We start from the raw sequence: 23,812 nt of genomic DNA on the forward strand, positions 1-23,812 counted from the left end.
GTGACTCGCCGCCCTCGGTGTTCACGGTTGGCCGACGAGGTCTGGCGGTCCGTTGCCGAGGACGAACGAGACCGTCAGGTGGTTCCAGGAACAACCTTGGCAGACCTCGACGACGTACACCCGGAACTCATCGTAATCATGGGCCATTTCGACAAGCTCTGACGTGGCCTTTGCCTGACCGGCATGCCGCCCGAGCGAATCGCCGTAGACATAGGTCACGTTGGTGACGTTCTCCCTCTCGCACACCGGGCAGAGACGTTCGGTCGACTCGCCGAACACGCGGGCTGCGCGAAGGAGGTACGGCTGTGCGTCACAGAGGTCTCCGCGCGAGGCGCGGCCCACCTCAAGGGAACGGACCGCTGCCCGCTTGGCGAGGCCGTAGTCCACCACCCTCCGCTGTGACCACATGAGCGCCAGACTACGGCGTTTTACCGAATCATCCCAACGGCTTGGCAAATCCTTTGATTGCGGCCTTATAGCGAATCGACGTATCCTCTGGATGTATCGACTCGATACATCGACGCGAGAGGAGGCGGTTCCAGTGGCCAGCGGACAAGGCAGAGTTCTGGAGCTCGCCGTTCTCGGGTCGCTGCACGAACAGCCGCTACACGGCTATGAGCTGCGCAAACGGCTCAACGCCCTGTTGGGCATGTTCCGTGCGTTCTCCTATGGATCGCTGTACCCCTGTCTGCGATCGCTACTGGCCCAGGGCCTCATCGTGGAGGAGCAGCCCGCTCCCGCCACGATGGTCGGCGGCCGGTCGAAAATCGTCTACAAGCTGACCGCCGAGGGCAAGGAACGCCTCCAGGAGCTGCTGACCCAGGCCGGCCCGTCAGCCTGGGAGGACGAGAGCTTCGGTGTGCACTTCGCCTTCTTCAGGCACACGGAGGCCGAGGTGCGCCTGCGCATCCTCGAAGGCCGCCGCAGCCGCCTGGAGGAGCGCCTCGACAGCGTGCGCACGGCGCTGGCCCGTACCAGGGAGAGGCTCGACAGCTACACGCTCGAGCTGCAGCGCCATGGGCTTGAGTCGGTCGAACGCGAGGTGCGTTGGCTGAACGAGCTGATCGCCACGGAGCGGCGGGCCTCGGAAGGGCCCGAGAGAGATACCACGTCAACTGATGAGTAAGGGAGCGAGTGCGATGGGTTCGGTTCGCGTGGCCATTGTCGGTGTCGGCAACTGCGCGTCTTCGCTGGTCCAGGGTGTCCACTTCTACAAGGACGCGGACCCGGCCGCGCGAGTGCCGGGCCTGATGCACGTGAAGTTCGGTGATTATCACGTGGGCGACGTCGAGTTCGTCGCCGCCTTCGACGTGGACGCCAAGAAGGTCGGCCGCGACCTGTCGGAGGCGATCGTCGCCAGCGAGAACAACACCATCAAGATCACCGATGTGCCCCCGACGGGCGTGACCGTGATGCGCGGTCACACCTTCGACGGTCTGGGCGAGTTCTACAGCGAGATCATCGAGGAGTCCGACGAGGAACCCGCCGACGTGGTCAAGGTGCTCCGCGACAACCAGGTCGACGTCCTGGTGTCCTACCTGCCGGTGGGCTCGGAGGAGGCCGACCGCTTCTACGCGCAGTGCGCCATCGACGCCAAGGTGGCGTTCGTCAACGCGCTGCCGGTCTTCATCGCCTCCGACCCCGAGTGGGCCGAGAAGTTCACCGAGGCCGGCGTGCCGATCGTCGGCGACGACATCAAGTCGCAGGTCGGCGCCACGATCACGCACCGCGTGCTGGCCAAGCTGTTCGAGGACCGCGGGGTCGAGCTGCTGCGCACGTACCAGCTCAACTTCGGCGGCAACATGGACTTCATGAACATGCTGGAGCGCAAGCGCCTCCAGTCGAAGAAGATCTCCAAGACGCAGTCGGTCACCTCGCAGATCCCGCACGAGATGGGCAAGGCCGACGTGCACATCGGCCCGTCGGACCACGTGCCGTGGCTCGACGACCGCAAGTGGGCGTACGTGCGCCTGGAGGGCCGCTCGTTCGGCGACACGCCGCTGAACCTGGAGTACAAGCTGGAGGTCTGGGACTCCCCCAACTCCGCCGGCATCATCATCGACGCCGTGCGCGCCGCCAAGATCGCCCTCGACCGGGGCATCGGCGGCCCGATCCTGTCGGCTTCGTCGTACTTCATGAAGTCGCCGCCGGAGCAGTACTCCGACGACGAGGCCCGCGAGTACGTCGAGAAGTTCATCAGGGGCGAGGTCGAGCGCTGACCGATGGCCCCTCGCGGCCGCGGCTCAGCCGCGCGCGGCGGGGGGCAGTTCGTCGTCGGGGGCGGGACGCCAGGCCAGCGGGTCGGCGCCCAGCTCACTGAGCAGCGGCACCTGCTCCCTGCACCACGGCGAGATCGCCAGCAGGCCGCTCAGCACGCCCTCGGCGAACTCCTTCCACGGCATCCAGCGCACCTCGCCCACCTCGTCGGGGTTGGGCGCCACCGGGGTGTCGACCGTGACGCGGTAGACCGGGCACAGCTCGTGCTCGACGATGCCGTTGCCCATGACGGCGCGGTAGGAGAAGCCGGGCAGCATGAGGTCGGCGCGGCCGGCGTCGAGGCCCAGCTCGTAGGAGAGCCTGCGGAGGACCGCCTGGGCGGGCTTCTCGCCGGGCAGCGGATGGCCGCAGCAGCTGTTGGTCCAGACGCCCGGCCAGGTGATCTTGTGGTCCGCCCGCCTGGTGAGCAGCACGCGGCCTTCAGGGTCGAAGACGTAGCTGGAGAAGGCTAGATGGAGCGGGGTCTCCTGGCCGTGCACCGACGTCTTGGGCGCGGTGCCGAGCGCGTGCCCCTCGCGGTCGACCAGCACAACGTGTTCCTCAGTGGTCACGCTTCGAAGCGTACGAGATCCCGGCGCACGTTCGTAACCCGCCGGGCATCTGCCGTACCAACCTCCGGCGCATCCTAGTTCAGGCACTCGGGGCTAGGCTGACGGGGTGTCATTCGTCGCCGATCTCCGCGTCGTCCTTCAAGGCCGTGACTTCCGACGGCTGTTCAGCACGCGGCTGGTCTCCCAGTTCTCCGATGGGATCTTCCAGTTCGGCGTCACGAACTTCGCGTTCTTCAGCCCCGAGAAGCAGACGACCGCCCTTGCGGTGGCCGCGGGCCTCGCCGTGCTGTTCCTGCCGTACAGCGTGCTCGGGCCGTTCGTCGGGGTGTTCATCGACCGGTGGTCGCGGCGGCAGATCCTCGTCATCGCGCCCTTCGTGCGCGGGGGGCTGCTGCTGGTCGCCGCCGGGCTGGTCGCCGCCGACGCGCCCGACCCCGTCTTCTACGCGGCCGCGCTCGGCGTGCTCGGCGTCAACCGGTTCTTCCTGGCCGCGCTCGGCGCCTCGCTGCCGCACGTGGTGCCGTCCGACCGGCTGATGGCGGCCAACGCGGTGACGCCGACCTGCGGCACCGTGGTCACGTTCGTCGGCGCGGGCGTCGGGTTCCTGCTGCGTGAGGTGTTCGGCGACGGCGACGCGGGCATCGCGCTGCTGCTGGTCGTGTCGGGCGTGATGTTCGGGCTGAGCGCCCTGGTCGCCCGCACGATGGACCGCGCGCTGCTCGGCCCCTCCTACGACCCCGGCCAGCCGCAGGCCCGCGAGGCGCTGCGCAACGTGGTCGTGGGCCTGGTCGACGGCGCCAGGCACCTGGCGAGCCACCGCGACGCCGCCGCGACCATGGGCGCGATGGCCGCCCACCGCTTCCTGTACGGCATGGCCACCGCCCTCGGCATCATCCTCTACCGCTACTACTTCACCGACGGCGATCCCGACGCCGCGCTGCGCGGGATCAGCCTGGTGGTGGCCACCTCCGGCTTCGGCTACTTCCTCGCGGTGATCATCACCCCGTACGCGACCGAGCGGTTCGGGATCGGCCGCTGGGTGGTCATCGCGCTGTCCTCGGCCGGCGTGCTGGCGGGGGCGTTCGTCCTGCCGTTCCAGACGTGGGGGCTGCCGGTGGCCGGCTTCGTGCTGGGCGTGGCCGGGCAGAGCGTCAAGATCTGCGCCGACACGACCGTCCAGCGCGACGTCGAGGACGCCTATCTCGGCCGCGCCTTCTCGATCTACGACATGCTCTTCAACGGCATGTACGTGCTGGCCGCCGCGCTCTCGGCGGCGATCCTGCCGCCCAACGGCAAGTCGTACCTGGCCGTCGTGATCATCGCGGTCGGCTACCCCGTGGCGGCGCTGGTCTACCGGATGGTCACGACGTCGTCCTCACGCTCCCAGGTCGTGTGACCTCGCCCAGTCGAGCAGCGCCTGGGTGGCCGCCTCCTTGCCGAGCACGCCCTTGTCCAGCCTGAGGTCGAGCAGGAACTTGTACGCCCGGCCCACCACGGGCCCGGGGCCCACACCGAGGACGGCCTGGATCTCGTTGCCGTCGAGCTCGGGCCGGATCTTGGCCAGCTCCTCCTCCTCGGCCAGCCGGGAGATGCGCTCTTCGAGCTGGTCGTAGGTGCGCGACAGCGCCGCCGCCTTGCGCTTGTTGCGCGTGGTGCAGTCGGCCCTGGTCAGCTTGTGCAGGCGGCCGAGCAGGGGGCCGGCGTCGCGGACGTAGCGGCGCACCGCGCTGTCGGTCCACTCCCCCGTGCCGTAGCCGTGGAAGCGCAGGTGGAGCTCGACGAGCTGGGAGACGTCGGCCACGACGTCCTTGGGGAACCTCAGCTCGGTCATGCGCTTCTTCGTCATCTGCGCGCCGACCACCTCGTGGTGGTGGAACGACACCCGCCCGCCGGCCTCGTGGCGCCGGGTCTTGGGCTTGCCGATGTCGTGCAGGATCGCGGCCCAGCGCAGGATGCGGTCGGGCTTGCCGTCCTCCTCCTGGGCGATGGCCTGGTCGAGGACGGTCAGCGAGTGCTCGTAGACGTCTTTGTGCCGGTGGTGCTCGTCGATCTCCAGGCGCAGCTTGGGCAGCTCGGGCAGCACGTGGGCGGCCAGGCCGGTCTCCACCAGCAGGCGCAGGCCCTCGCGCGGGTTGGCGCCGCAGATCAGCTTGTCGAGCTCGTCGCGGATGCGCTCGGCCGAGACGATCTCGATGCGCTCGGCCATCGCGGTCATCGCCGCCAGGGCGGCCCGGTCGACGCCGAAGCCCAGCTGGGAGGCGAACCGCGCGGCCCTGAGCATGCGCAGCGGGTCGTCGGCGAACGAGCGCTCGGGGGTGCCGGGGGTGCGCAGCAGCTTGGCGCGCAGGTCGTTCAGGCCGCCGTAGGGGTCGACGAACTCGTGGCCGGGCAGGCGTACCGCCATGGCGTTGACCGCGAAGTCGCGACGCTCAAGGTCGGCCTCCAGGGTCTCGCCGTAGGCGACCTCGGGCTTGCGCGACTTGGGGTCGTAGGACTCGCTCCGGTACGTCGTGATCTCGATCAGCCAGTTGCCCTTGCGCAGGCCGACGGTGCCGAAGTCGATGCCGATCGTCCACACGGAGTCGGCCCAGTCCCTGACGACGTCGAGCACCCTGTGGGGGTTGGCGTCGGTGGTCAGGTCGAGGTCGTTGCCGACGCGGCCCAGCAGGATGTCGCGCACGGGCCCGCCGACGAGGGCCAGCTCGTGCCCGTGGTCGGCGAACAGGCGGCCGAGCTCGTCGGCCACCGGTGCGATCTTGCGGAACAGGTCGTGCATCGCCCGCTGCTGGCTTTCGGTCATTGTTGAGTCGGACAAACCCTGTCGGTCCTTCGATTCCGGAACATATCCCCCGAGCCACATCAGGTCCGGGTTACCGTCGGTCTGGGGACCGTCGGGGGCCATGGAACAGGGCGAGACGGAGGAGGACTTCATGAAGGACGCCCTCGCGATCCACCGCTGGCTCCTCGCACACCAGGTCCATCATGAGATCGTACGCCTTCCGCGCCCCATGACTTGCGCGGAGGAACTGCCGGAGACGGTCTCCGCGGCACCCGGGCGGTGCGTCGTGGTCACCGTGTTCGACGTCGCCACCAGGATCGGCAGCGAGGTCGTCGTCGCCGTCGTCTCCACGGCGGCGGCCCCGCCCCAGCCCGGCGTCGTCGGGGGCCTGCTGGGGGCCCGCCAGGTGCGCCCGGCCCCGGCCTTCCTGGTCAACTCGGCCACCGACTACACCGGCGGGCTCGTCTGCCCGCTGCTGCTGCCGGAGTCGCTGCCGGTGCTCATCGACGACCGGCTCGTCGCCGACGACGCGGCCGTCTTCACCGCCACCGGGGAAAGGCACACCGCGCTCTGTCTTCGTGCGCTCGACCTGCTGAATCTTCTCACCGGCAAGACGGTCGACCTGCGGGTGCCGCGACCGCGGAGCACCCGCGAGGCGGTCGCGCCGCGGCACTGAACCCGTACCATTGCGGGCGTGCGCCGTCGTACCCCAGCCCTGGCATGCGCGTGATCCGTAAGGCCGCGCTGCTCGCCGTGATGTCCGCCGCGTCGCTCGCCCCCTTGGTGGCGGCGGCGCCGAACTCCGCTGCCATGGTGGCGGCGGCGCCCGACTCCGCCGCCACGGCGGCGGCACGGGAGACGCTCTCCGTCTCCATCACGTCGATCACGCCACAGGTGGCGACCAGTCCGACCGACGAGATCAAGTTCACCGGCACGGTCCGCAACGACACCGGGACCGCGCTCGGCCCCCTCCGCGTACGCCTGCGCTACACGGGCGAACGCTTCTTCGACCGCGCCTCCATGGCCGCCTACCAGAGCGACCAGAACATCGCCACCCTGCCCGCCAACGTGTCCCGCACCTCGGCCATGGACGTCCCGGCCCTGGCCGTGGGCGGGCAGGCCACCTGGACGTTCACCGCGACCCCGGTCCAGCTCGGCTACCAGGCGTTCGGCGTCTACCGGGTCGCCGTCGACGTCTCCCAGAACGAAGTGCCGATCAGCGCGCAGCGCACGTTCCTCACCTATGCCCCGCCCACCACGCCGAAGCCGCCGCGCAACAAGCTCGCCGTCGCCCTGCCCGTCATCGACCAGCCCCACCGGGGCTCCGACGAGACGTTGTTCGTCGACGACAAGCTGAGCCAGTCGCTCAGCGGCAAGGGCCGCCTGGCCGACCTGGCCCGCATCGCGCAGGAGGCGCCGAAGAGCGTCACCTGGTTCGTCGAGCCGTCGCTGCTCGACGACCTGAAGGCGATGACCAAGGGCTACCACGTCAAGACCAAGGACGGCACCGAGGGCAAACCGGCCAACGACACCGCCGGCACCTGGCTGACCACCATGAGCACGGCGCTGGCCGCCTCCCCCGTGATCGCCACCCCGTACGCCGACCCCGACGTGACGGCCCTGGCCCATCAGGGGCTCGACGCGCAGCCCGGCCGGGCCATCGAGCTCGGCGGCCAGACCGCCAGGGCGCTGCTCAACCGCAACACGCAGACGTCGATCAACTGGCCGCCCGCGGGCGTCCTCGATGCCGATGCCCTCGACCTGCTCTCGGTCAGCCCCGGCAAGGTCACCACCGTCCTGCTCAACTCCACCAACCTGCCGCCGCAGCCGCCGGTCACCCACACGCCCGACGCCGCCGCCATGCTCGACACCGTCGCCGGGCCGGTCAAGGCACTGGTCGCCGACGCCGAGCTGAGCCGGCTGTTCGAGCCGACCGCGCCCACCACGGTCCTGCTCAGCACCCAGCGCTTCATCGCCGAGACCGCGATGATCGCCGCCGAGGCCGGGCAGGTCGAGCCGCGGTCGCTGGTCGTCGCGCCGTCGCGCCGCTGGGACCCCAACCCGACGCTGGTCACCAGCCTGCTGAAGACCGCCCGCAAACTGCCGTGGCTGTCGATGACCACGCTCGACTCGATCAAGCCGAGCAAGACGGCGACGCCGCGGGCCGGGCTCACGTACACCGAGCAGGACCGCAAGGAGGAGCTGAGCGCCAAGTACCTGGCCCCCGTCCGGGAGGTCGCGTCGCAGGCGCAGCTCACCGCGTCGATCACCGGGGCCAAGGCGCCCTCGGCCTTCGACGCCGCGGTGCTCAGGCTCACCTCGTCCGCCTGGCGCAACAACACCCGCGCGGGCCGGGTGGTGACCAAGCTGGTCGGCACGGCGGTCGACGACCAGATCGACAAGATCCAGATCACCGACGCGCCGCGCACGCTCGCCGGCAGCAACGGCGTGGTGCCCATCAGCGTGAAGAACTCGCTGGACAAACCCGTCACCCTCTACATCGACGTCAAGTCCAACGACCGCGCGCGGTTGCAGATCCTGTCGCCGCCGGCGCCGATCGAGCCGCTGGTGATCGGCGGCAACCAGAGCGGCACGCTCCAGGTGAGCATGAACGCCACCACCAGCGGCGACGCCACCGTCACCGTGCAACTGCGCACGGTCGACAACCTGCCCTACGGCAAGCCGCAGCGACTGACCATCCGCACCACCGGCTACACCGGCATCGCCCTGGTCATCGTGGGCGCCGCGCTGACGGTGATGCTCGCCGCCGTCGTGACGCGGATCCTGCGCCGAAGGTCGGAGCGACGGCTCGCGCGGGCGGGCAAATCCCGGGAGAATGAGACCGTATGAGCCGTATGTTGCGGGCCAGCGCCATCATGGCGGCGGGCACGATGGTGTCCAGGGTCACCGGGTTCGCCCGCACGATGGTGCTGGCCTACGCCATCGGCACCGCGGCGCTGGGCGACTCCTACAACGCGGCCTACGCGATCCCGTACAGCATCCTCGACCTGCTGCTGCTGGGCGTGCTGAGCAGCGTCGTGGTGCCGATGATCGTCCGGGCGCAGCAGCACGACGCCGACGGCGGGCGGGCCTACGAGCAGCGCCTGCTGACGCTGGCCACCGCCGTGCTGGTCGTGGTGGCGGCGCTCGCCGTGCTGGGCGCGCCGCTGCTCATCGACCTCTACACCGACTGGGACCGCGGCACCCCCAAGTTCGAGACCGCGGTCATGCTGGCCCGGTTCATCCTGCCGCAGCTGGCCTTCTTCGGGATCGGCGCGGTCGCGGGCGCCATCCTCAACACCCGCGACCGCTACGGCGCCCCCATGTGGGCGCCGGTGCTCAACAACCTGGTCGTCATCTGCGTGTTCCTGGCCTACGCCGTCGTCGGCAGCGGCTCCGACATCGACGCGGTCACCACCGGCGACCTCGCGCTGCTCGGCCTCGGCACCACGGCGGGCATCGTCGCCCAGGCGGTGGTGCTGATCTTCGCGCTCAGGCGCGTGGGGTTCTCGTTCGTGCCGCGCTTCGACGTGCGCAACGCGCGGCTGGGCGAGATGGGCAGGGCCGGGGTCTGGACCATCGGCTACGTCGTGGTCACCCAGCTCGGGTTCATGCTGACGACCAACCTGGCCAGCTCGGCGGGCAACGAGGTGGCCGGGCACGGCATCAGCCCGTACACGCTGGCGTTCCAGCTCTTCCAGCTCCCGTACGGGATCATCGGCGTCTCGGTGATCACCGCGATGCTGCCCCGGATGAGCCGGGCGGTGGGCGAGGGCCGGCTCGACGACGTGCGCACCGAGTTCGGGTCGAGCGTGCGGCTCATCTGCTCGCTCATGGTGCCGGTCTCGCTGCTGCTGATGGTGCTCGGGCCGGCGATCACCGTGCCGATCTACGGCCACGGCGCCAACAGCGTCGCCGATGCCGTCTACATCGGGAACGTCCTCCAGGTCTACGGCCTGGCGCTGGTGCCGTTCGCGGTGTTCCAGCTCCTGCTGCGGGTGTTCTACAGCTTCGGCGACACCCGTACGCCGGTGTTCGTGGGGGCCGGCACGACCGCGGTCAACGCACTGCTCATGATCATCTTCTTCGTCCTGCTGCCCGCCCGCTACGCCGTGATGGGGCTGGCGCTCGCGTACGCCATCGCGTACGGGCTGGGCGCGGTCCTGGCCTGGACGCTGGCCAGCCGCCGGGTGCAGGGCCTGGGCGGCTGGACCATCGGCACGGCTCTGACCAGGATGTACCTGGCGTCCCTGCCCACGGCCGTGCTGGGGCTGCTCACGGTCTGGGTGGTCACGCAGATCTTCGGCGGTCTGGGCTTCGTCAACTCGCTGATCGTCCTGGCGGTGGGCGGTGGCCTGGGCCTGTTGCTCTATCTCGCCGTCGCCCACAGGATGCGCATAGCGGAGGTCAACTCACTCGTTGGTATGGTCGCGAGACGCGTAGGTCGGTAGTAATTGGGAAATCCGCCATATGGACGGACTTGACCACGACGGCTGACGAGTTTCCGGTTGGCAAAGAACGCGGGCGGAATCGACTCGGCACTACCATGGTGCCCTACGCGCGCGAATGGAAGCAGGAGGGGCGTGGGCGGATCCACCCGGCATAGCGTGCCTACGTGGGACACCACCACGCAGGTGAGTCGAGTCATGAGCACGCCCGATCGGCCTAGCGGAGAGAGCCTGTGAGCACGTCGGCCGTGGAACCCGGCACCCGACTGGCCGAGCGCTTCCGGCTGGAGGACCGCGTCAGCGAGTCCGACGGCGCGACCCTGTGGAAGGCGATCGACGAGATCCTCGCGCGGCCGGTGGCGGTGCACACGTTCGGCCCCGACTTCCCGCGCGTGCACGAGGTCGTCACCGCCGCCCGTGCCGCGAGCCGGCTCACCGACCCGCGCCTGACGCAGGTGTTCGACGCCGCCGAGGACGACGACCACTCCTACGTGGTCAGCGAGTGGGTCACCGGCGATTCCCTGACCGACCTGCTGGCCGGCGGCCCGCTGGAGCCCGAACGCGCGGCCGGTCTGGTGGCCGAGGCGGCCGAGGCCCTGGCGCACGCCCACGAGGCCAAGCTCTACCACCTGTGCCTGCGCCCGTCCCACCTGGTGTGGACGACGGGCAACACGGTCAAAGTGCTCGGCGTGGCCGTCGACGCCGCCCTGTCCGGGCTCACCACCGACCAGCCCGCCCTCGACGACGCCGAGGGGCTGGGCCGGTTGTTGTACGCCGGCCTGACCGGCCACTGGCCCGGCGACGAGGAGGAGGGCGGCCTGCCCGCCGCCCCCATGAGCGACGGCCACTTCTGCTCGCCGCGACAGGTCACCGCCGGTGTCCCGACTTATCTGGACACGGTTACCGTCCGCGCCTGCCTTCCCGAGTCGCGCAAGGGCCAGGGCGCGCTGTCGAGCCCGTCCGAGGTCGCCGAGGCACTGGCCGACGTGGCCAGGCCCATGCCGATCGCGATCTCCTACCCCTCGACGCCGGCGGTCGCCTCCGCCTCGCACACCGAGGGCCTCGACATCGCCCACCGGCAGCAGCGCACCATGCCGCCGCCCCTGCCGACCGTGCCGCGCCGTCCCCCCAACCAGGGTGGCGGCAACGTGCTCAACCGGGTGCTGATGACCCTGGTGGTGCTGCTGGTCATCGCCGCCGTGGGCGTCGGGGCCTGGACGATCGGCCGCAGCCTCGGCAGCCCCGCCACACCGGAGGCGTCGGTCGTCCCCACCACCGGCAAGTCCTCCGCCGCGGCCTCGACGCAGGCCGTCAAGCCGGACAAGGCCAAGGGCTTCGACCCGCTCGGCGACGACGGCGACGAGAAGTCCGACATCGCGGGCCAGGCCATCGACGGCAAGCCCGGCACGGCCTGGACGACCCAGAGCTACGGCAGCGCCGAGCTGGGCAACCTCAAGAAGGGCGTCGGCCTGCTGCTCGACATGGGCAAGTCCATGCAGATCAGCGACGTGGTGGCTACGCTGGCCAAGACCGAGGGCGCGAGCGTCGAGTTGAAGGTCGGCGACTCCCCCGAACTCGGTTCGCTCAAGACCGTGGCGACCGAGAAGTCCGCCTCGGGCAAGACCACCCTCACTCCCGGGGAACCGGCAACCGGTCGGTACGTTTTGATCTGGTTTACGCGCGTTCCGGCGGATGCAGGCCAGTTTCGTGGCACCATCTATGAAGTAGTGGTGCATTCTCCCGGATCGGCATAAATCAGGAATCTCTCTTGTGAACTCCCCACCCGAGACACCCTCAGCAGCGGAACGGCCGGCGATCACAGACGCCGAGCTGCTCACCGCGCACATCAACGGGGATCCACACGCGTTCAGCGAGATCGTCAAACGGCACCGTGACCGCATGTGGGCGGTCGCGTTGCGTACTCTCGGTGACCCTGACGAAGCGGCGGACGCCGTTCAGGACGCGTTCGTCTCCGCATATCGCAAGGCTGCCTCGTTCCGAGGCGAGGCGGCCGTGACCACCTGGCTCCACCGCATCGTCGTCAACGCCTGTCTCGACCGGATGCGGCGCAAGTCCGTCCGGCCGGTGGCCGACGACGAACTGATCGAGGCCGCCGAGCGGGACAGCCCGCTCCCCGACCAGACCGTCGAGCGCGAGGTCTCGATGGAGGTTTCGGCGGCTCTGAAACTGCTGCCCACCGACCAGCGGGCGGCTCTCGTGCTCGTGGACATGATGGGCTATTCAGTCGAAGACGCAGCTCAAGTGCTTGAGGTGCCCAGCGGCACCGTGAAGAGCAGATGCGCGCGGGGCCGCGCGAAACTTGCCCCAATTCTTTCGCATCTGCGGAACCGTTCGGACCTCAATCGCGTCTCATCCGCGAAGGGAGCAGAACTTCGTGACGGGTGATACGCACTACGATCTTGAGGTCCTGGCCGAGCTGGCAGAGGACCTCTTGGACGCCGCGACGGCACGCCGGGTCCGCGAGCATCTCGCGGTCTGCGACCCCTGTGGGGAGCTTCTGGCAGACCTGGCGGCGGTTCGCGAGGTGCTCGCGGCGACCGCTACACCGGCAATGCCGATGGGCGTCGCACTGCGCATCGACAAGGCGCTGGCCGCCGAGGCGGAGTCCCCCCGCGGGGGTGTCGGCCTCGTGGAGGCACCTGACTGGGACAGGCTCATGCGGGACGCGCCGTGGGAGCAGCCGGCGGCGGAGGTCCCCGAGCCGGCGCGTCTCGGGGTGGTCTCCGACGACGGCACCATCGTCCCGGCCCGGACCAGGTCCTCCAGGCGGCGCAGGTGGGCCATGCCCGCCGTGGCGGCGTCGGCGGCGGCCGCGGTGGTGGTCGGCACGCTGGCGCTCTCGGGCGGGTTGCTGGCCGGTGGAAGCGGACCGGGCGGTTCGTCCGGGCCCACGGTGGCCGAGTCGACGACATCGTCGAAGCCGTCCCACCAGCGGGCGAGGGCCTACGCCCTGACCGACAGCAACTACAACTACAGCGACCGGGAGCTGCGCCAGCCGCTGCTCGGGTACTTCGGCGCGGCTCCGGCCGCCCTCGAAGGCTCCCCGGACACCGCCAGGGTCGACCGATGCGTCGCCAAGGTGGCCGCCCGTTCCAAGCTGCAGACGTTCGCCGTCGACCAGGGCCAGTACAACGGCCAGGAGGCGCTGGTCGTGGCCTCCTGGAAGGACGAGGCCGCCAAGAAGTTGCGCATCGACATCGTCGACCCGTTCAACTGCAAGAACCTGCGGAAGCCCACATTGGGCCGCTGGTAATCGAAAGCCCACGTCAGAGCCCGCTTCGGCGGGCTCTTTCGTTTCGCTGGCAGGGGCGGGAATCAGCGCGGCCTAGGATCTGTTGAGCCCGAAGCAAACAGCAGACGAGGAAGGCGTGGGAGCGTTGAGCGACGTTCGTAACGTGATCATCATTGGGTCGGGCCCTGCGGGCTACACCGCGGCCGTCTACTCCGCGCGCGCCGAACTCAAGCCGCTGGTCTTCGAGGGCTCCGTGACGGCGGGTGGCGCCCTCATGAACACCACCGACGTGGAGAACTTCCCCGGGTTCCCCGACGGCATCATGGGCCCCGACCTGATGGACAACCTGCGCAAGCAGGCCGAGCGCTTCGGCGCCGAGCTGGTGGCCGACGACGTGGTCGAGGTCGACCTGGAGGCCAACCCCAAGGTCGTCAAGACCCACACCGACACCTACTACGCCAAGTCGGTCATCCTGACCATGGGCTCCGGCTACCGCGAGCTCGGCCTGGAGAACGAGAAGCGCCTGTCCGGCCACGGCGTGTCCTGGTGCGCCACCTGCGACGGCTTCTTCTTCCGCAACAAGGACATCGTGGTCGTGGGCGGCGGCGACACCGCCATGGAGGAGGCGACGTTCCTGACCCGGTTCGGGCGCATGGTGACGGTCGTGCACCGCCGTGGCGAGCTGCGCGCCAGCAAGATCATGCAGGAGCGCGCGTTCGCCAACGAGAAGATCCGTTTCGTCTGGGACTCCGAGGTCGTCGACGTGCTCGGCGACACCAAGGTCGAGGCGGTCAAGCTGCGTAACGTCAAGACCGGCGAGGAGTGCGAGCTGGCGACCGACGCGCTGTTCCTGGCCATCGGTCACGACCCCCGCACCGACCTGGTCAAGGGCCAGATCGACCTCGACGAGAACGGGTACATCCAGGTCGCCTCGCCGTCGACCGCCACCAACATCGACGGCGTGTTCGCGGCCGGCGACGTCGTCGACCACACCTACCGCCAGGCCATCACCGCGGCCGGCACCGGCTGCGCCGCCTCGCTCGACTCCGAGCGCTGGCTGGCCAACAACGAGAAGTAAGGAGCGCACCGTGAAGGCAGTTACCGACGCCACGTTCGAGACCGAGGTCCTCAAGAGCGACAAGCCTGTGCTGGTCGACTTCTGGGCCGAGTGGTGCGGCCCGTGCCGTCAGGTCGCGCCCATCCTTCAGGAGATCTCGAACGAGTACGGCGACAAGCTTGAGATCGTCAAGCTGAACATCGACGAGAACCCCGAGGTTCCCCGTCAGTACGGTGTGCTCCAGATCCCCACGATGAACGTCTACAAGGGGGGCGAGGTCGTGAAGCAGATCATCGGCGCCAAGCCGAAGGCCATGCTGCTGCGCGAGCTCGAAGGCATCATCTAGTCGCCCTCCTGTCGAAGCCCCCTGCGGCGGTGCCCGCGGGGGGCTTTCGCTTGCCCTTCTCAGGCGCCCAAGAGCCGTCAGACGGGACGAAGGGCGCGCTCCGGGCTCATGGACCCCAGAAGGCGTTCGAGGGCCACCTCGACGTCCTCACGCCACGAGATGGCGCTCTTCAGCTCCAAACGCAACCGCGGAAACCGCAAATGCGGTCGAACCGTCTTAAAACCCACAGAAAGCAAGTATTCAGCAGGAACTACACAACTAGGCTCTTCCCACTTCAGGTCGCCGAACGCCTCAATGGCCTTCACACCGCGCCTGGTCAGGTCCTTGGCCACGCCTTGAATGAGCATCCGGCCCAGCCCGCCGCCCGAGAACTCGGGGATGATGTGGGCCGTCATCAGCAGCACCGCGTCGGCGCTCACCGGCGAGGTGGGGAAGGCCAGCGAACGCGGGCTGTAGAGCGGCGGGCTGTAGAGGACGAACCCGGCCGGAACCCCGTCGACATAGGCGATTTTCCCGCAGCTCCCCCATTCCAGCAGCGTGCCCGAGATCCAGGCCTCCTTCTCCAGCCCGGAGTCGCCCGAGTGCACGGCGCGCTCGCCACTGACGGGATCCAGCTCCCAGAACACGCACCGCCGGCAACGGCGTGGCAGATCTTCGAGATTGTCCAGGGTTATGTTGACCAGCCGGCGCGACAACTACGGCCCCTATCGTCGACCCAGAAAAGCGCGCGAAAACCGCGTCCGTTGGTGGCATGGTAGCTCAGTGAAGATGCAGCCAGCGGATACCACGACGGTCGAGCCCGGTCACGAAGGACATCTCCGACTGGCGTAATCTGGTATTTCGGTCCGATATGACACCTAGGAGGTGGGCCGTGACGGAAGAGCTGAATCACGGTCAGACACCCGCGACCCATGGGTCGCGCATCGACGCCTACGTCGACCGGTACGCCGCACGAGCTACCGGGATGGTCGCCTCCGAGATTCGAGCTCTCTTCGCCGTCGCGTCGAGACCCGAGGTGGTCTCGCTCGCCGGCGGCATGCCGTACGTCACGGCGCTCCCCCTCGACATGGTCGGCGAGCTGGTCTCCGACCTGGTCACCACGCGCGGCACGGTCGCGCTGCAGTACGGTTCCGGCCAGGGTGACCCGCATCTGCGCGAGCAGATCTGCGAGGTCATGCGGCTGGAGGGGATCGAGGCCGGGGCGAACGACGTCGTCGTCACCGTCGGTTCACAGCAGGCGCTCGACCTGATCACCCGGATCTTCATCGACCCGGGTGACGTCGTGCTCGCCGAGGGCCCCTCGTACGTCGGGGCCCTTGGGACGTTCTCCGCCTACCAGGCCAAAGTGGTCCACATCGCCATGGACGATCAGGGCATCGTGCCCGAGTCGCTGGCGCAGACCATCTACGCGCTGGAGACCGCCGGAGCGCCCGTCAAGTTCCTCTACACGATCCCGACCTTCCAGAACCCGGCCGGCGTCACGCTGAACCTGGCCAGGCGGCAGCAGGTGCTCGACATCTGCCAGCGCGCCGGGATCCTCGTCATCGAGGACAACCCTTACGGGCTGCTCGGCTTCGACGGCGAGCCCATGCGCGCCCTGCGGGCCGACAACCCCGACGGCGTGGTCTACCTGGGGTCGTTCTCCAAGACGCTCGCCCCCGGCTTCCGCGTCGGCTGGGCGCTCGCGCCGCACGCCATCCGCGACAAGCTGATCCTGGCCATGGAGTCGGCCGTGCTGTCGCACTCGGTGTTCACGCAGCTCGCCGTGGGCCAATACCTGGCCACGCAGCCGTGGCGGGAGCAGATCAAGTCCTTCAAGGAGCTCTACCGCGAGCGGCGCGACTCCATGCTGGACTCCCTGGAGGCCCTGATGCCGCCCGAGGTCACCTGGACCCGTCCGGCCGGCGGCTTCTTCGTCTGGGCGACCCTGCCCGAGGGGCTCGACTCCAAGGCGATCCTGCCGCGGGCCGTGGCCGAGCGGGTGGCGTTCGTCCCCGGCACCGGGTTCTTCTCCGACGGCAGCGGCGCCCGGCACATGCGCCTGTCCTACTGCTTCCCCGAGCCCGACCGCATCCGCGAGGGCGTACGACGCCTGTCCGGGGTGATCGAGCAGGAGATGCAGCTCCGGGACATGTTCGGCACCGGCTCCGGTCCCGATCGGGTCGGCGTCGACACTCCGGGGCCCGAACTGGCCTAGCTTTCCTCGGTACGGCCGGCGCTCCCCGGGGACGGGGACGCCGGCCGTACTCGTGTGCGGGCCTCACCTACACCATTCGCCGCCAGCCGCCGGTACGGTTGGACGCGTACGATCAGCGGAGGAGATGTGATGAGCGATCTGGGCCACGTGCTCGTGCTGGCCGGGGGCCTCTCCTATGAGCGGGAGGTGTCCCTGCGCTCCGGCCGCCGGGTGAGCGAGGTGCTGCGCGCCACGGGCATCGACGTGGAGGCCCGCGACACCGACGCCTCCCTCGTGCCCGCCATCCTCGCCGACCCGCCGGAGGCGGTGTTCGTCACCCTCCACGGCGGCGCGGGCGAGGACGGCGCGATCCGTTCCGTGCTCGAACTCCTCGACGTCCCCTACGTCGGCGCCGGCCCCGACGCCTGCCGGGTGGCCTTCGACAAGCCCACCGCCAAGGCCGTCGTACGCTCGGTCGGGCTGCGCACCCCCGAGTCCGTCACCCTCCCCCGGGAGACCTTCCACGACCTCGGCGCCACCGTCGTGCTCGGCCGCATCATCGACCGGCTCGGCCTCCCGCTGTTCGTCAAGCCCGCGCGCGGCGGCTCGGCCCTCGGGGCCTCCATCGTCCGTACGGCCGAAGACCTGCCCGCCGCCATGGTCGGCTGCTTCGCCTACGGCGACACCGCCCTCATCGAGCGGTACGTCGAGGGGGTCGAGGTGTCGGTCTCGGTCGTCGACCTGGGCGAGGGGCCCGTGGCGCTGCCCGCCGTGGAGATCGTCCCCGACGCCGGCGTCTACGACTACGCGGCTCGTTACACGGCCGGGCACACCGAGTTCTTCGCCCCCGCCCGCCTCTCCACGGCCGCCGCCGAAGCCTGCGCGCAGATGGCCGTGACGGCGCACACGGCGCTGGGGCTGCGGGACATCTCCCGTACCGACCTGATCGTGGACGCGGCCGACGACCCGCACTTCCTTGAGGTGAACGTGGCGCCGGGGATGACGGAGACGTCGCTGCTGCCGATGGCGGCGGAGGCGGCGGGCCGCGACCTCGGCGACCTCTGCCGCACCCTCCTCCAGAACGCCGCCAACCGCCCCCGCCCCTGACCGTGCGGGGATTGCGGGCTCGCCCGGGCTCTCGCCTCCCGAGCCCCAGCTGCTCTCGCGAGTCCGCACCCCCTCGCCCGCCCAGCCGGGACGCAGTGCTCACCGCACCGCGATCCACTACGCGTGTTCTAGAGCCGGGCCGTACAGCGGACGCATCCGGCAGGCGGCGCCGGCCGCACATCGCTCCAGCCCGCCTTCCTGACGATCTCGGCGCTCCAGGCGACGCCCTCCGGAGTCAGCCGTTGCCTCCCGAGGAATCGGCCGGTCCTGCGGTCAATCACGATCTGCTCCTCCTTGGATTGGAGGGCCAGCCCGTCGAGCCGGAACGTCCCGGGAACATCGTCGACCACTTTGATGCCCGGCGCCTTCGCCAGGAGAAGATAGGCGGCAGCCCTGGTGCCGGGCGTCGCCGGTGAGTTGATGAGCCGCGAGGCGGCCCCCGCGAGCCAGGACTCACGCTCGGCGGCCGCATGGGGGTCGTAGCTTTCCAGCAGCCGTTCCCTGAGCGCCGCCGGCTCCTCGGGGAGGCTCCGCAGTTGCGTCAGCGTCGGGTTCAGCCCATCGGCGAGCTCCAGTCCCGCATCCAGGTCCACCGAGGAATATGCGGGCATGTTCTTGTCGCACCCCCGCGCGGGGCACAGCCGGGGGGAGCCGTCCCGTCGCCACGCGTTCAGTCCCTCGGCCGTGTACGGCTTCGACGAGATCGGCTCGTGCCAGCCGTAGACCTCGCGGTCGGGCCCGAAGGCGAGGACCTCCATGGCCCGTTCCTCGACCTTGTAGGCATAGCCGTTCTTCGTCCGCATGACCTGCTCGGTGTCGCGTCGCCAGTAGCGGCCCTTCGCCTCCGGCGTCGCCGCCAAGCTGGCGGCCGCAGCTTCCAGTTTCTGCAGGGGAGTGACCGCGACCGGCTCCACCGCAGGTCGAGGTACGAGGGCCACCACCACGCCGACCACGAGCGCGACGGCCGCCGCGACGAGCGCCATCCCCGTCCACGACTGTCTACCCACCCGCGCTCCGGACGCAGGGGGCACCCGGGTGGCTGCGAGTACCCGCTCCCGCGCCGCCGCCAGCTGGCCGGCCGACGGGGGCGGCACATCGGGCATCACCGAGTCGATGACCTGGAACTCGTTCATCGCAACACCTCACGCAGCTTGGTCCTGGCCCTGCTCAACCGGGACGCGACCGTCCCCGAGGCGATCCTGAGCGCCGCCGCCACCTCGTCGTAGCCCAGCCCGCCGTACGCGATGAGGAGCACCACGTCGCGCTCCCCCTTCGACAGCCGCGCCAGCGCCCCGGCCAGCCGATCGACCGTCACGCTCGCGCTGAGCCTGTCCACGATCCGCTGGTCGTGTCCTTCGTCGTCAGGCGGCGGCCCCGTCCGGGCCATGGCGCGGTACCTGCGCACCTCGGCGCGCCGGTGGCGGCCGATGAGGTTGGTCGCGATGCCGTACAGCCATGGCCTGACCGCACCCATGGCCGAGTCGAAGCGTTCACGTTGCCTGAAGGCGATGAGGAACGTCTCCGCGGCGAGATCCTCAGCCACGCCGGGGTCGAGCCTGCGCCCGATGTAGCGCCGGATCTCCTCGTAATGGGCTTCGAAGACGACCTCGAAGACGTCAGGAGCAGTGATCACACCCCTGTTTGCCCGCAAGCATGCGATCCTTCCAGGAAATCTTGATTACTTCTCGCAGAGATGCGTCCGCGCGCCTGGTCATGTACGAACGCCGCTGCGCCGCCGCTCTCTTCGCCCGCCTGTACTGGGCGCCGGTTCAGCGCGCCTCTCCCCAAAGGTCTTCCGGATCGCGTGCAGACGCTTCCCACCTGCGCACCTATCTGGGCACGCTTTCTCCCGAAGCCTCACCCCGTGGTCTCCATCCCGTTCCCTACCCTCGCCGTAGCCGTTGCCATCGGCGTCACCAGCCTTCCGCCATCTCCGTCCCAACCGCGAGGGCGACCTCGCCTCCACCCCCACACCGACAGACACCACCGTCTTGCGGTGCCTTGATGCTCGCGGTCGCCTACCTCTGCGCGTAACCGCCCTAAGGCTTCAGGCAACGCCGTCCTGCCCTCTTGAAGCGTCAGCACGACGCCAACGGCGACACCACCACCGTGGACGGACCGGGCATCTGAAGCGAGAACACCCCCCCGGAAGCCACCCCGCCCCTCCCCGCCCCCGCCCCAGCACCTTGCATAGCCTTACGGTGTGCCGATCAATCCCGCCCACCCCAAGAGCTTCGCCAGCGACAACCACGCAGGCGTGCACCCCGACATCCTCAACGCCATGACCACCGCCAACCGAGGAGACGCCCCCGCCTACGGCGACGACACCTGGACCTCGACCTTCGAGCAGAAGATCAAGGAAACGTTCGGCCCCACAGCAGAAGGCTTCGCCGTACTCAACGGAGCCGGCGCCAACATGGTCGGCCTGGCCCTCATGCTCGGCCGCTACGACGCCATCCTCTGCACCGACACCGCCCACATCGCCACCCACGAAACAGGCGCCACGGAACGCCTTCTAGGGGTGAAGCTCCGAACCGTCCCCACCCCTCAGGGCAAGCTTCACCCGGACGACATCAAGGCCCACCTGAACCTCATCGGCCAGCACCACGAGCCCCAGCCGACGGTCGTCTCCATCTCCCAGGTGACCGAACTGGGCACCTGCTACTCCCCCGCCGAGATCGCCGCTCTGGCCGAAACAGCCCACGCCGCCGGCCTACGCCTCCACGTAGACGGCGCCCGCCTCGCCAACGCCGCCGCCCATCTCGACTGCTCCCTGAAAGCCATCACCACGGACGCAGGCGTAGACGTCTTCAGCTTCGGCGGCACCAAGAACGGCGCCATGGCCGCCGAAGCGGTGGTCGTCCTGGACCCGTCCCTGACGGACGCAGTGCCGTACCTCCGACGGCAGTCGCTTCAACTGGCCTCGAAGATGCGCTTCATCTCCGCTCAGCTCTCCGCCCTCCTGACCGACGGCCTCTGGCACCGAAACGCCTCGCACGCCAACCAGATGGCACTCCGCCTGGCGAACGGCCTCACAGACGTCCCCGGCGTGACACTGGCCTACCCCGTGGAGTCCAACGCCGTCTTCGCCACGCTCCCCCACGCCATCAGCGAGTCCCTCCGGCAGCACTACCTCTTCCACTACTGGGACGAGCCCGCAGGCACCGTCCGCTGGATGACCGCCTTCGACACCACCGAAGAACACGTGGACGACTTCCTGGCCGCCCTCTACAAGGCAGCGACCCCTTAGCCTCCCGGCGCCGTTTCACGTGAAACACCCGCCTCCCCACCGCTCAGAACCGACAGGGTTTCACGTGAAACAGCGCCCAGCCGAGGGCGTGAAACAAGACAGACGGCAGCGCCCAGGAGAGAAGACGGGACTCAACGAAGAAAGAGAGAGAAACGAGGGCGGAGTCTCAGGCGAGCCACCACGCCACTCGGCCTAGACGCGCTCGTGCAGGGAGCCAACAATCACCAAGGAGCACGCACGTTTCACGTGAAACACGTGAGGTTCAGTCTTCGCGCTCCCGCATCACCCGAGCCGCCTCAGGCGCCATCGTCCCGATGATGCGCTCAAGGTCGTCGATCGTCGCGAACTCCACCACGATCCGCCCCTTACGCCGCCCCAAGTCGACCTTGACCTTCGTCTCGAAGTGGTCGGAGAGCCGGTCCGCCAGATGGGTCAGGCCAGGAGCCGTAGGCTTGGGCGCCTGCCGCTCACGCGGCGCCTTCTGAGCAGCCTTCGCGCTGCCCATGGCGACGATCTCTTCCACCGCCCTCACGGACAGAAGCTCCGCCACAATGCGCTTGGCCAACGCAACCTGCTCCTCCACACTGCTCAGGCCGAGCAGGGGGCGAGCGTGCCCGGCGCTGATGGTGCCGGCGGCCACGCGGCGCTGAACCTCCGGCGGGAGGTTGAGCAGCCGGAGCGTGTTGGTGATGTGGGATCGGGAGCGCCCCACCTTGCTGGCCAGCTGCTCGTGGGTCGCCTGGAAGTCGTCCAGCAACTGCTGGTAGGCGGCCGCCTCTTCCAGAGCGTTCAGCTGCTCGCGCTGAAGGTTCTCGATGAGCGCGTCCCGGAGGAGATCGGTGTCCTGCGTGTTCCGGACGATCGCGGGAACCGGGTCAAGACCGACCTGCTGGCACGCCCGCCAACGCCGCTCCCCCATGATCAGCTCGTACTGGCCGCCGCCCACAGAGCGCACCACGATCGGCTGCAGAAGGCCGACCTCGCGGATGGAGTCAGCGAGCTCCTTGAGGCGCTCGCCGTCGAACACCTCACGCGGCTGTCGGGGGTTGGGCACGATCGCGGTCAGCGCGACCTCTTTGAAGTACGCTCCAGCGATCGGCTGAGGGCCCGCCTCGGCCGAGGAACCGTTCGAGGGAGCGGGCGCCGTACCCGGGCCGTCAACGATGGGTCCGGTCGGGATGAGCGCCCCGAGTCCCTTGCCCAATCCCCGCCGCTGCTGACTCACTGCGTCTCCTCATCCAGCCGGTCGAATCCGGCCGGTCGATTCCGGTCACTCCAGGAGAGGTTACCGTTGCAGGCCCAACGGGGTGCCCCCACGCCACACACAGTCCTGTGGGATTTACGCCGACACGGCTACAAATCTGCGTAACTCACGACGGGCCACGAACAAGACCACCCGGCCACCGGCCCCACCCAACGGCAGCCGGCCGGTGATTCCACACAGACCACCCAGGGCGCGGGCATGACGAGCCCACAACCGACACGACCTCACCAGGAGCCCTCTCGCGCGTACGCGGAAGACCCGCAACCGGGGTCAGGCCACAGTGGCGCGGTGAGCGATCTCGCGGGCCGCGTCCATGTACGCCATCGCCCCGCTCGAACCCGGGTCGTACGTCATGACCGACTGCCCGTAGCTGGGCGCCTCCGACAGCCGGACGCTGCGCGGGATGACCGTCTTCAGCACCGTGTCGCCGAAGTGCGACCGCACCTCGTCGGCGACCTGCGAGGCCAGCCGGGTACGCCCGTCGTACATCGTCAGGACGATCGTGGAGAGCCGCAGGGTCGGGTTGAGGTGCGCCTTGATCAGGTCGACGTTCCTGAGAAGCTGCCCCAGGCCCTCCAGCGCGTAGTACTCGCACTGGATCGGGATCATGACCTCCTCCGCGGCGACCAGGGCGTTGACCGTCAGCAGGCCGAGGGACGGCGGGCAGTCGATGACGATGTAGTCGAACTCCACCTCGTACGCCGCCAGCGCCCGCCGGAGCCGCGCCTCCCGCGCCACCAGCGAGACCAGCTCGATCTCCGCACCGGCCAGATCGATCGTGGCGGGGGCGCAGTAGAGGTTCGGCATCTCGGGGACCTGCTTGACGATGTCCGCCATGGGCAGATCGTCGACGAGCACCTGGTACACATCCGGTACGTCACCGCGATGCTCGGTCGCCAGCGCCGTCGAGGCGTTGCCCTGAGGGTCAAGGTCGACCACGAGGACCCGCTGCCCATGCATCGACAGGGCCGCGGCGATGTTCACCGAAGTGGTGGTCTTGCCGACGCCGCCCTTCTGGTTGGCCACCGCGATCACCCTGCACTGCGCCGGACGCGGCCAGGAGCCGTCGCCCTCGCTGCCGGTGCCGCCTCTCTGGGCGGCGGGCTGGGCAGCAGGCTGCGCGGCAGGTGGCAGGGTGGCGGCCGGCTGGGCGGCAGGCGTTTCACGTGAAACCACTGAACTGAGCGCCTCTCGTACCAACGGCGAATCACCGGGGTTCAGGGGGGTCTGGGTCACGTTGGCCATCCTTTCAACCAGTGGTGTGCCGGTGCCGGGAATTTGCTTGTGCGACACGCCCATTTCGG

General features: G+C 69.1%; 22 protein-coding genes. 14 read left to right on the forward strand and 8 right to left on the reverse strand.

What is annotated here, in order from left to right; all coding sequences use genetic code 11:
* Nucleotides 1-21 precede the first annotated feature (21 nt).
* Nucleotides 22-408 (reverse strand): DUF5318 family protein, encoded by a 387-nt coding sequence (locus ACIA8R_RS01835; protein WP_364083602.1) that lies wholly within the window; start codon nt 406-408, stop codon nt 22-24.
* A gap of 133 nt (nt 409-541) precedes the next feature.
* On the opposite strand from ACIA8R_RS01835, the gene ACIA8R_RS01840 reads away from it, so the two are divergent.
* Both ACIA8R_RS01840 and ACIA8R_RS01845 read left to right on the forward strand, forming a co-directional pair.
* Nucleotides 542-1,126: a PadR family transcriptional regulator gene (locus tag ACIA8R_RS01840; RefSeq protein WP_125640646.1), complete on the forward strand. Its 585-nt coding sequence runs from the start codon at nt 542-544 to the stop codon at nt 1,124-1,126.
* A gap of 13 nt (nt 1,127-1,139) precedes the next feature.
* Entirely contained in the window at nt 1,140-2,219 is a 1,080-nt protein-coding gene (locus ACIA8R_RS01845; protein ID WP_364083598.1) for an inositol-3-phosphate synthase, read from the forward strand.
* Between the two features lie 24 nt (nt 2,220-2,243).
* Here ACIA8R_RS01845 and idi read toward each other — a convergent pair whose 3' ends face one another.
* Nucleotides 2,244-2,828 carry an isopentenyl-diphosphate Delta-isomerase gene (gene idi / locus ACIA8R_RS01850; protein ID WP_364083595.1) on the reverse strand — a complete coding sequence of 195 codons (585 nt, stop codon included), beginning with the start codon at nt 2,826-2,828 and terminating at the stop codon, nt 2,244-2,246.
* 106 nt (nt 2,829-2,934) lie between these two features.
* On the opposite strand from idi, the gene ACIA8R_RS01855 reads away from it, so the two are divergent.
* The gene (locus ACIA8R_RS01855) at nt 2,935-4,224 is read left to right on the forward strand and encodes an MFS transporter (protein WP_364083592.1); all 1,290 of its coding nucleotides are present in this window, start codon (nt 2,935-2,937) and stop codon (nt 4,222-4,224) included.
* Here the strand turns inward: ACIA8R_RS01855 and ACIA8R_RS01860 are convergent.
* Nucleotides 4,204-5,628 (reverse strand): CCA tRNA nucleotidyltransferase, encoded by a 1,425-nt coding sequence (locus tag ACIA8R_RS01860; RefSeq protein WP_364083589.1) that lies wholly within the window; start codon nt 5,626-5,628, stop codon nt 4,204-4,206. The two genes, ACIA8R_RS01855 and ACIA8R_RS01860, sit on opposite strands and share 21 nt — an antisense overlap.
* Before the next feature lie 130 nt (nt 5,629-5,758).
* On the opposite strand from ACIA8R_RS01860, the gene ACIA8R_RS01865 reads away from it, so the two are divergent.
* From ACIA8R_RS01865 to trxA, 8 genes are all read left to right on the forward strand, one after another.
* Nucleotides 5,759-6,283 (forward strand): YbaK/EbsC family protein, encoded by a 525-nt coding sequence (locus ACIA8R_RS01865; protein WP_397035949.1) that lies wholly within the window; start codon nt 5,759-5,761, stop codon nt 6,281-6,283.
* Between the two features lie 44 nt (nt 6,284-6,327).
* Nucleotides 6,328-8,457, forward strand: a complete 2,130-nt coding sequence (locus tag ACIA8R_RS01870) for a DUF6049 family protein (protein WP_397035951.1) — start codon at nt 6,328-6,330, stop codon at nt 8,455-8,457.
* A complete protein-coding gene (gene murJ, locus ACIA8R_RS01875) occupies nt 8,454-10,058 on the forward strand; it encodes a murein biosynthesis integral membrane protein MurJ (protein ID WP_357693339.1) in 1,605 nt (534 codons plus the stop codon). The genes ACIA8R_RS01870 and murJ overlap by 4 nt, the downstream gene beginning before the upstream one ends.
* 230 nt (nt 10,059-10,288) lie before the next feature.
* Nucleotides 10,289-11,809 (forward strand): protein kinase family protein, encoded by a 1,521-nt coding sequence (locus tag ACIA8R_RS01880; RefSeq protein ID WP_364083583.1) that lies wholly within the window; start codon nt 10,289-10,291, stop codon nt 11,807-11,809.
* 16 nt (nt 11,810-11,825) lie between these two features.
* A complete protein-coding gene (gene sigM, locus ACIA8R_RS01885; RefSeq protein WP_357693335.1) occupies nt 11,826-12,461 on the forward strand; it encodes an RNA polymerase sigma factor SigM in 636 nt (211 codons plus the stop codon).
* Nucleotides 12,451-13,329: a zf-HC2 domain-containing protein gene (locus tag ACIA8R_RS01890; RefSeq protein WP_357693333.1), complete on the forward strand. Its 879-nt coding sequence runs from the start codon at nt 12,451-12,453 to the stop codon at nt 13,327-13,329. The genes sigM and ACIA8R_RS01890 overlap by 11 nt, the downstream gene beginning before the upstream one ends.
* Nucleotides 13,330-13,453: 124 nt before the next feature.
* A complete protein-coding gene (gene trxB, locus ACIA8R_RS01895) occupies nt 13,454-14,386 on the forward strand; it encodes a thioredoxin-disulfide reductase (RefSeq protein ID WP_357693331.1) in 933 nt (310 codons plus the stop codon).
* Nucleotides 14,387-14,396: 10 nt separating this feature from the next.
* Nucleotides 14,397-14,711, forward strand: coding sequence for a thioredoxin (trxA, locus tag ACIA8R_RS01900; RefSeq protein WP_397035955.1), 315 nt, complete (start codon nt 14,397-14,399; stop codon nt 14,709-14,711).
* 77 nt (nt 14,712-14,788) lie between these two features.
* Here trxA and ACIA8R_RS01905 read toward each other — a convergent pair whose 3' ends face one another.
* On the reverse strand, nt 14,789-15,406 hold the full coding sequence (locus ACIA8R_RS01905; protein ID WP_357693328.1) for a GNAT family N-acetyltransferase: 618 nt from the start codon (nt 15,404-15,406) through the stop codon (nt 14,789-14,791).
* Between the two features lie 269 nt (nt 15,407-15,675).
* Here ACIA8R_RS01905 and ACIA8R_RS01910 point away from each other — a divergent pair, with 269 nt between their 5' ends.
* Nucleotides 15,676-16,908 carry a PLP-dependent aminotransferase family protein gene (locus ACIA8R_RS01910; RefSeq protein WP_357693547.1) on the forward strand — a complete coding sequence of 411 codons (1,233 nt, stop codon included), beginning with the start codon at nt 15,676-15,678 and terminating at the stop codon, nt 16,906-16,908.
* 129 nt (nt 16,909-17,037) lie between these two features.
* Nucleotides 17,038-17,994 carry a D-alanine--D-alanine ligase gene (locus ACIA8R_RS01915; protein ID WP_357693326.1) on the forward strand — a complete coding sequence of 319 codons (957 nt, stop codon included), beginning with the start codon at nt 17,038-17,040 and terminating at the stop codon, nt 17,992-17,994.
* A 128-nt stretch (nt 17,995-18,122) separates the two neighbouring features.
* On the opposite strand, the gene ACIA8R_RS01920 is transcribed toward ACIA8R_RS01915, so the two are convergent.
* Together ACIA8R_RS01920 and ACIA8R_RS01925 are read right to left on the reverse strand one after the other, a co-directional pair.
* A complete protein-coding gene (locus ACIA8R_RS01920) occupies nt 18,123-19,127 on the reverse strand; it encodes a hypothetical protein (protein ID WP_397035958.1) in 1,005 nt (334 codons plus the stop codon).
* Nucleotides 19,124-19,645, reverse strand: coding sequence for an RNA polymerase sigma factor (locus tag ACIA8R_RS01925; RefSeq protein ID WP_397035960.1), 522 nt, complete (start codon nt 19,643-19,645; stop codon nt 19,124-19,126). Before ACIA8R_RS01925 ends, ACIA8R_RS01920 begins: the two co-directional genes overlap by 4 nt.
* Nucleotides 19,646-20,197: 552 nt before the next feature.
* On the opposite strand from ACIA8R_RS01925, the gene ACIA8R_RS01930 reads away from it, so the two are divergent.
* Complete coding sequence (locus tag ACIA8R_RS01930) at nt 20,198-21,244, forward strand: threonine aldolase family protein (protein WP_397035962.1); 1,047 nt, start codon at nt 20,198-20,200, stop codon at nt 21,242-21,244.
* Nucleotides 21,245-21,506: 262 nt separating this feature from the next.
* Here ACIA8R_RS01930 and ACIA8R_RS01935 read toward each other — a convergent pair whose 3' ends face one another.
* Together ACIA8R_RS01935 and ACIA8R_RS01940 are read right to left on the reverse strand one after the other, a co-directional pair.
* Complete coding sequence (locus ACIA8R_RS01935) at nt 21,507-22,469, reverse strand: ParB/RepB/Spo0J family partition protein (RefSeq protein WP_357693318.1); 963 nt, start codon at nt 22,467-22,469, stop codon at nt 21,507-21,509.
* A 309-nt stretch (nt 22,470-22,778) separates the two neighbouring features.
* Nucleotides 22,779-23,753 carry a ParA family protein gene (locus tag ACIA8R_RS01940; protein ID WP_397035964.1) on the reverse strand — a complete coding sequence of 325 codons (975 nt, stop codon included), beginning with the start codon at nt 23,751-23,753 and terminating at the stop codon, nt 22,779-22,781.
* Nucleotides 23,754-23,812 lie beyond the last annotated feature (59 nt).

This window comes from Nonomuraea sp. NPDC051191 (genome assembly GCF_044455665.1).
In the GTDB taxonomy this organism is placed as follows: Bacteria; Actinomycetota; Actinomycetes; order Streptosporangiales; family Streptosporangiaceae; genus Nonomuraea.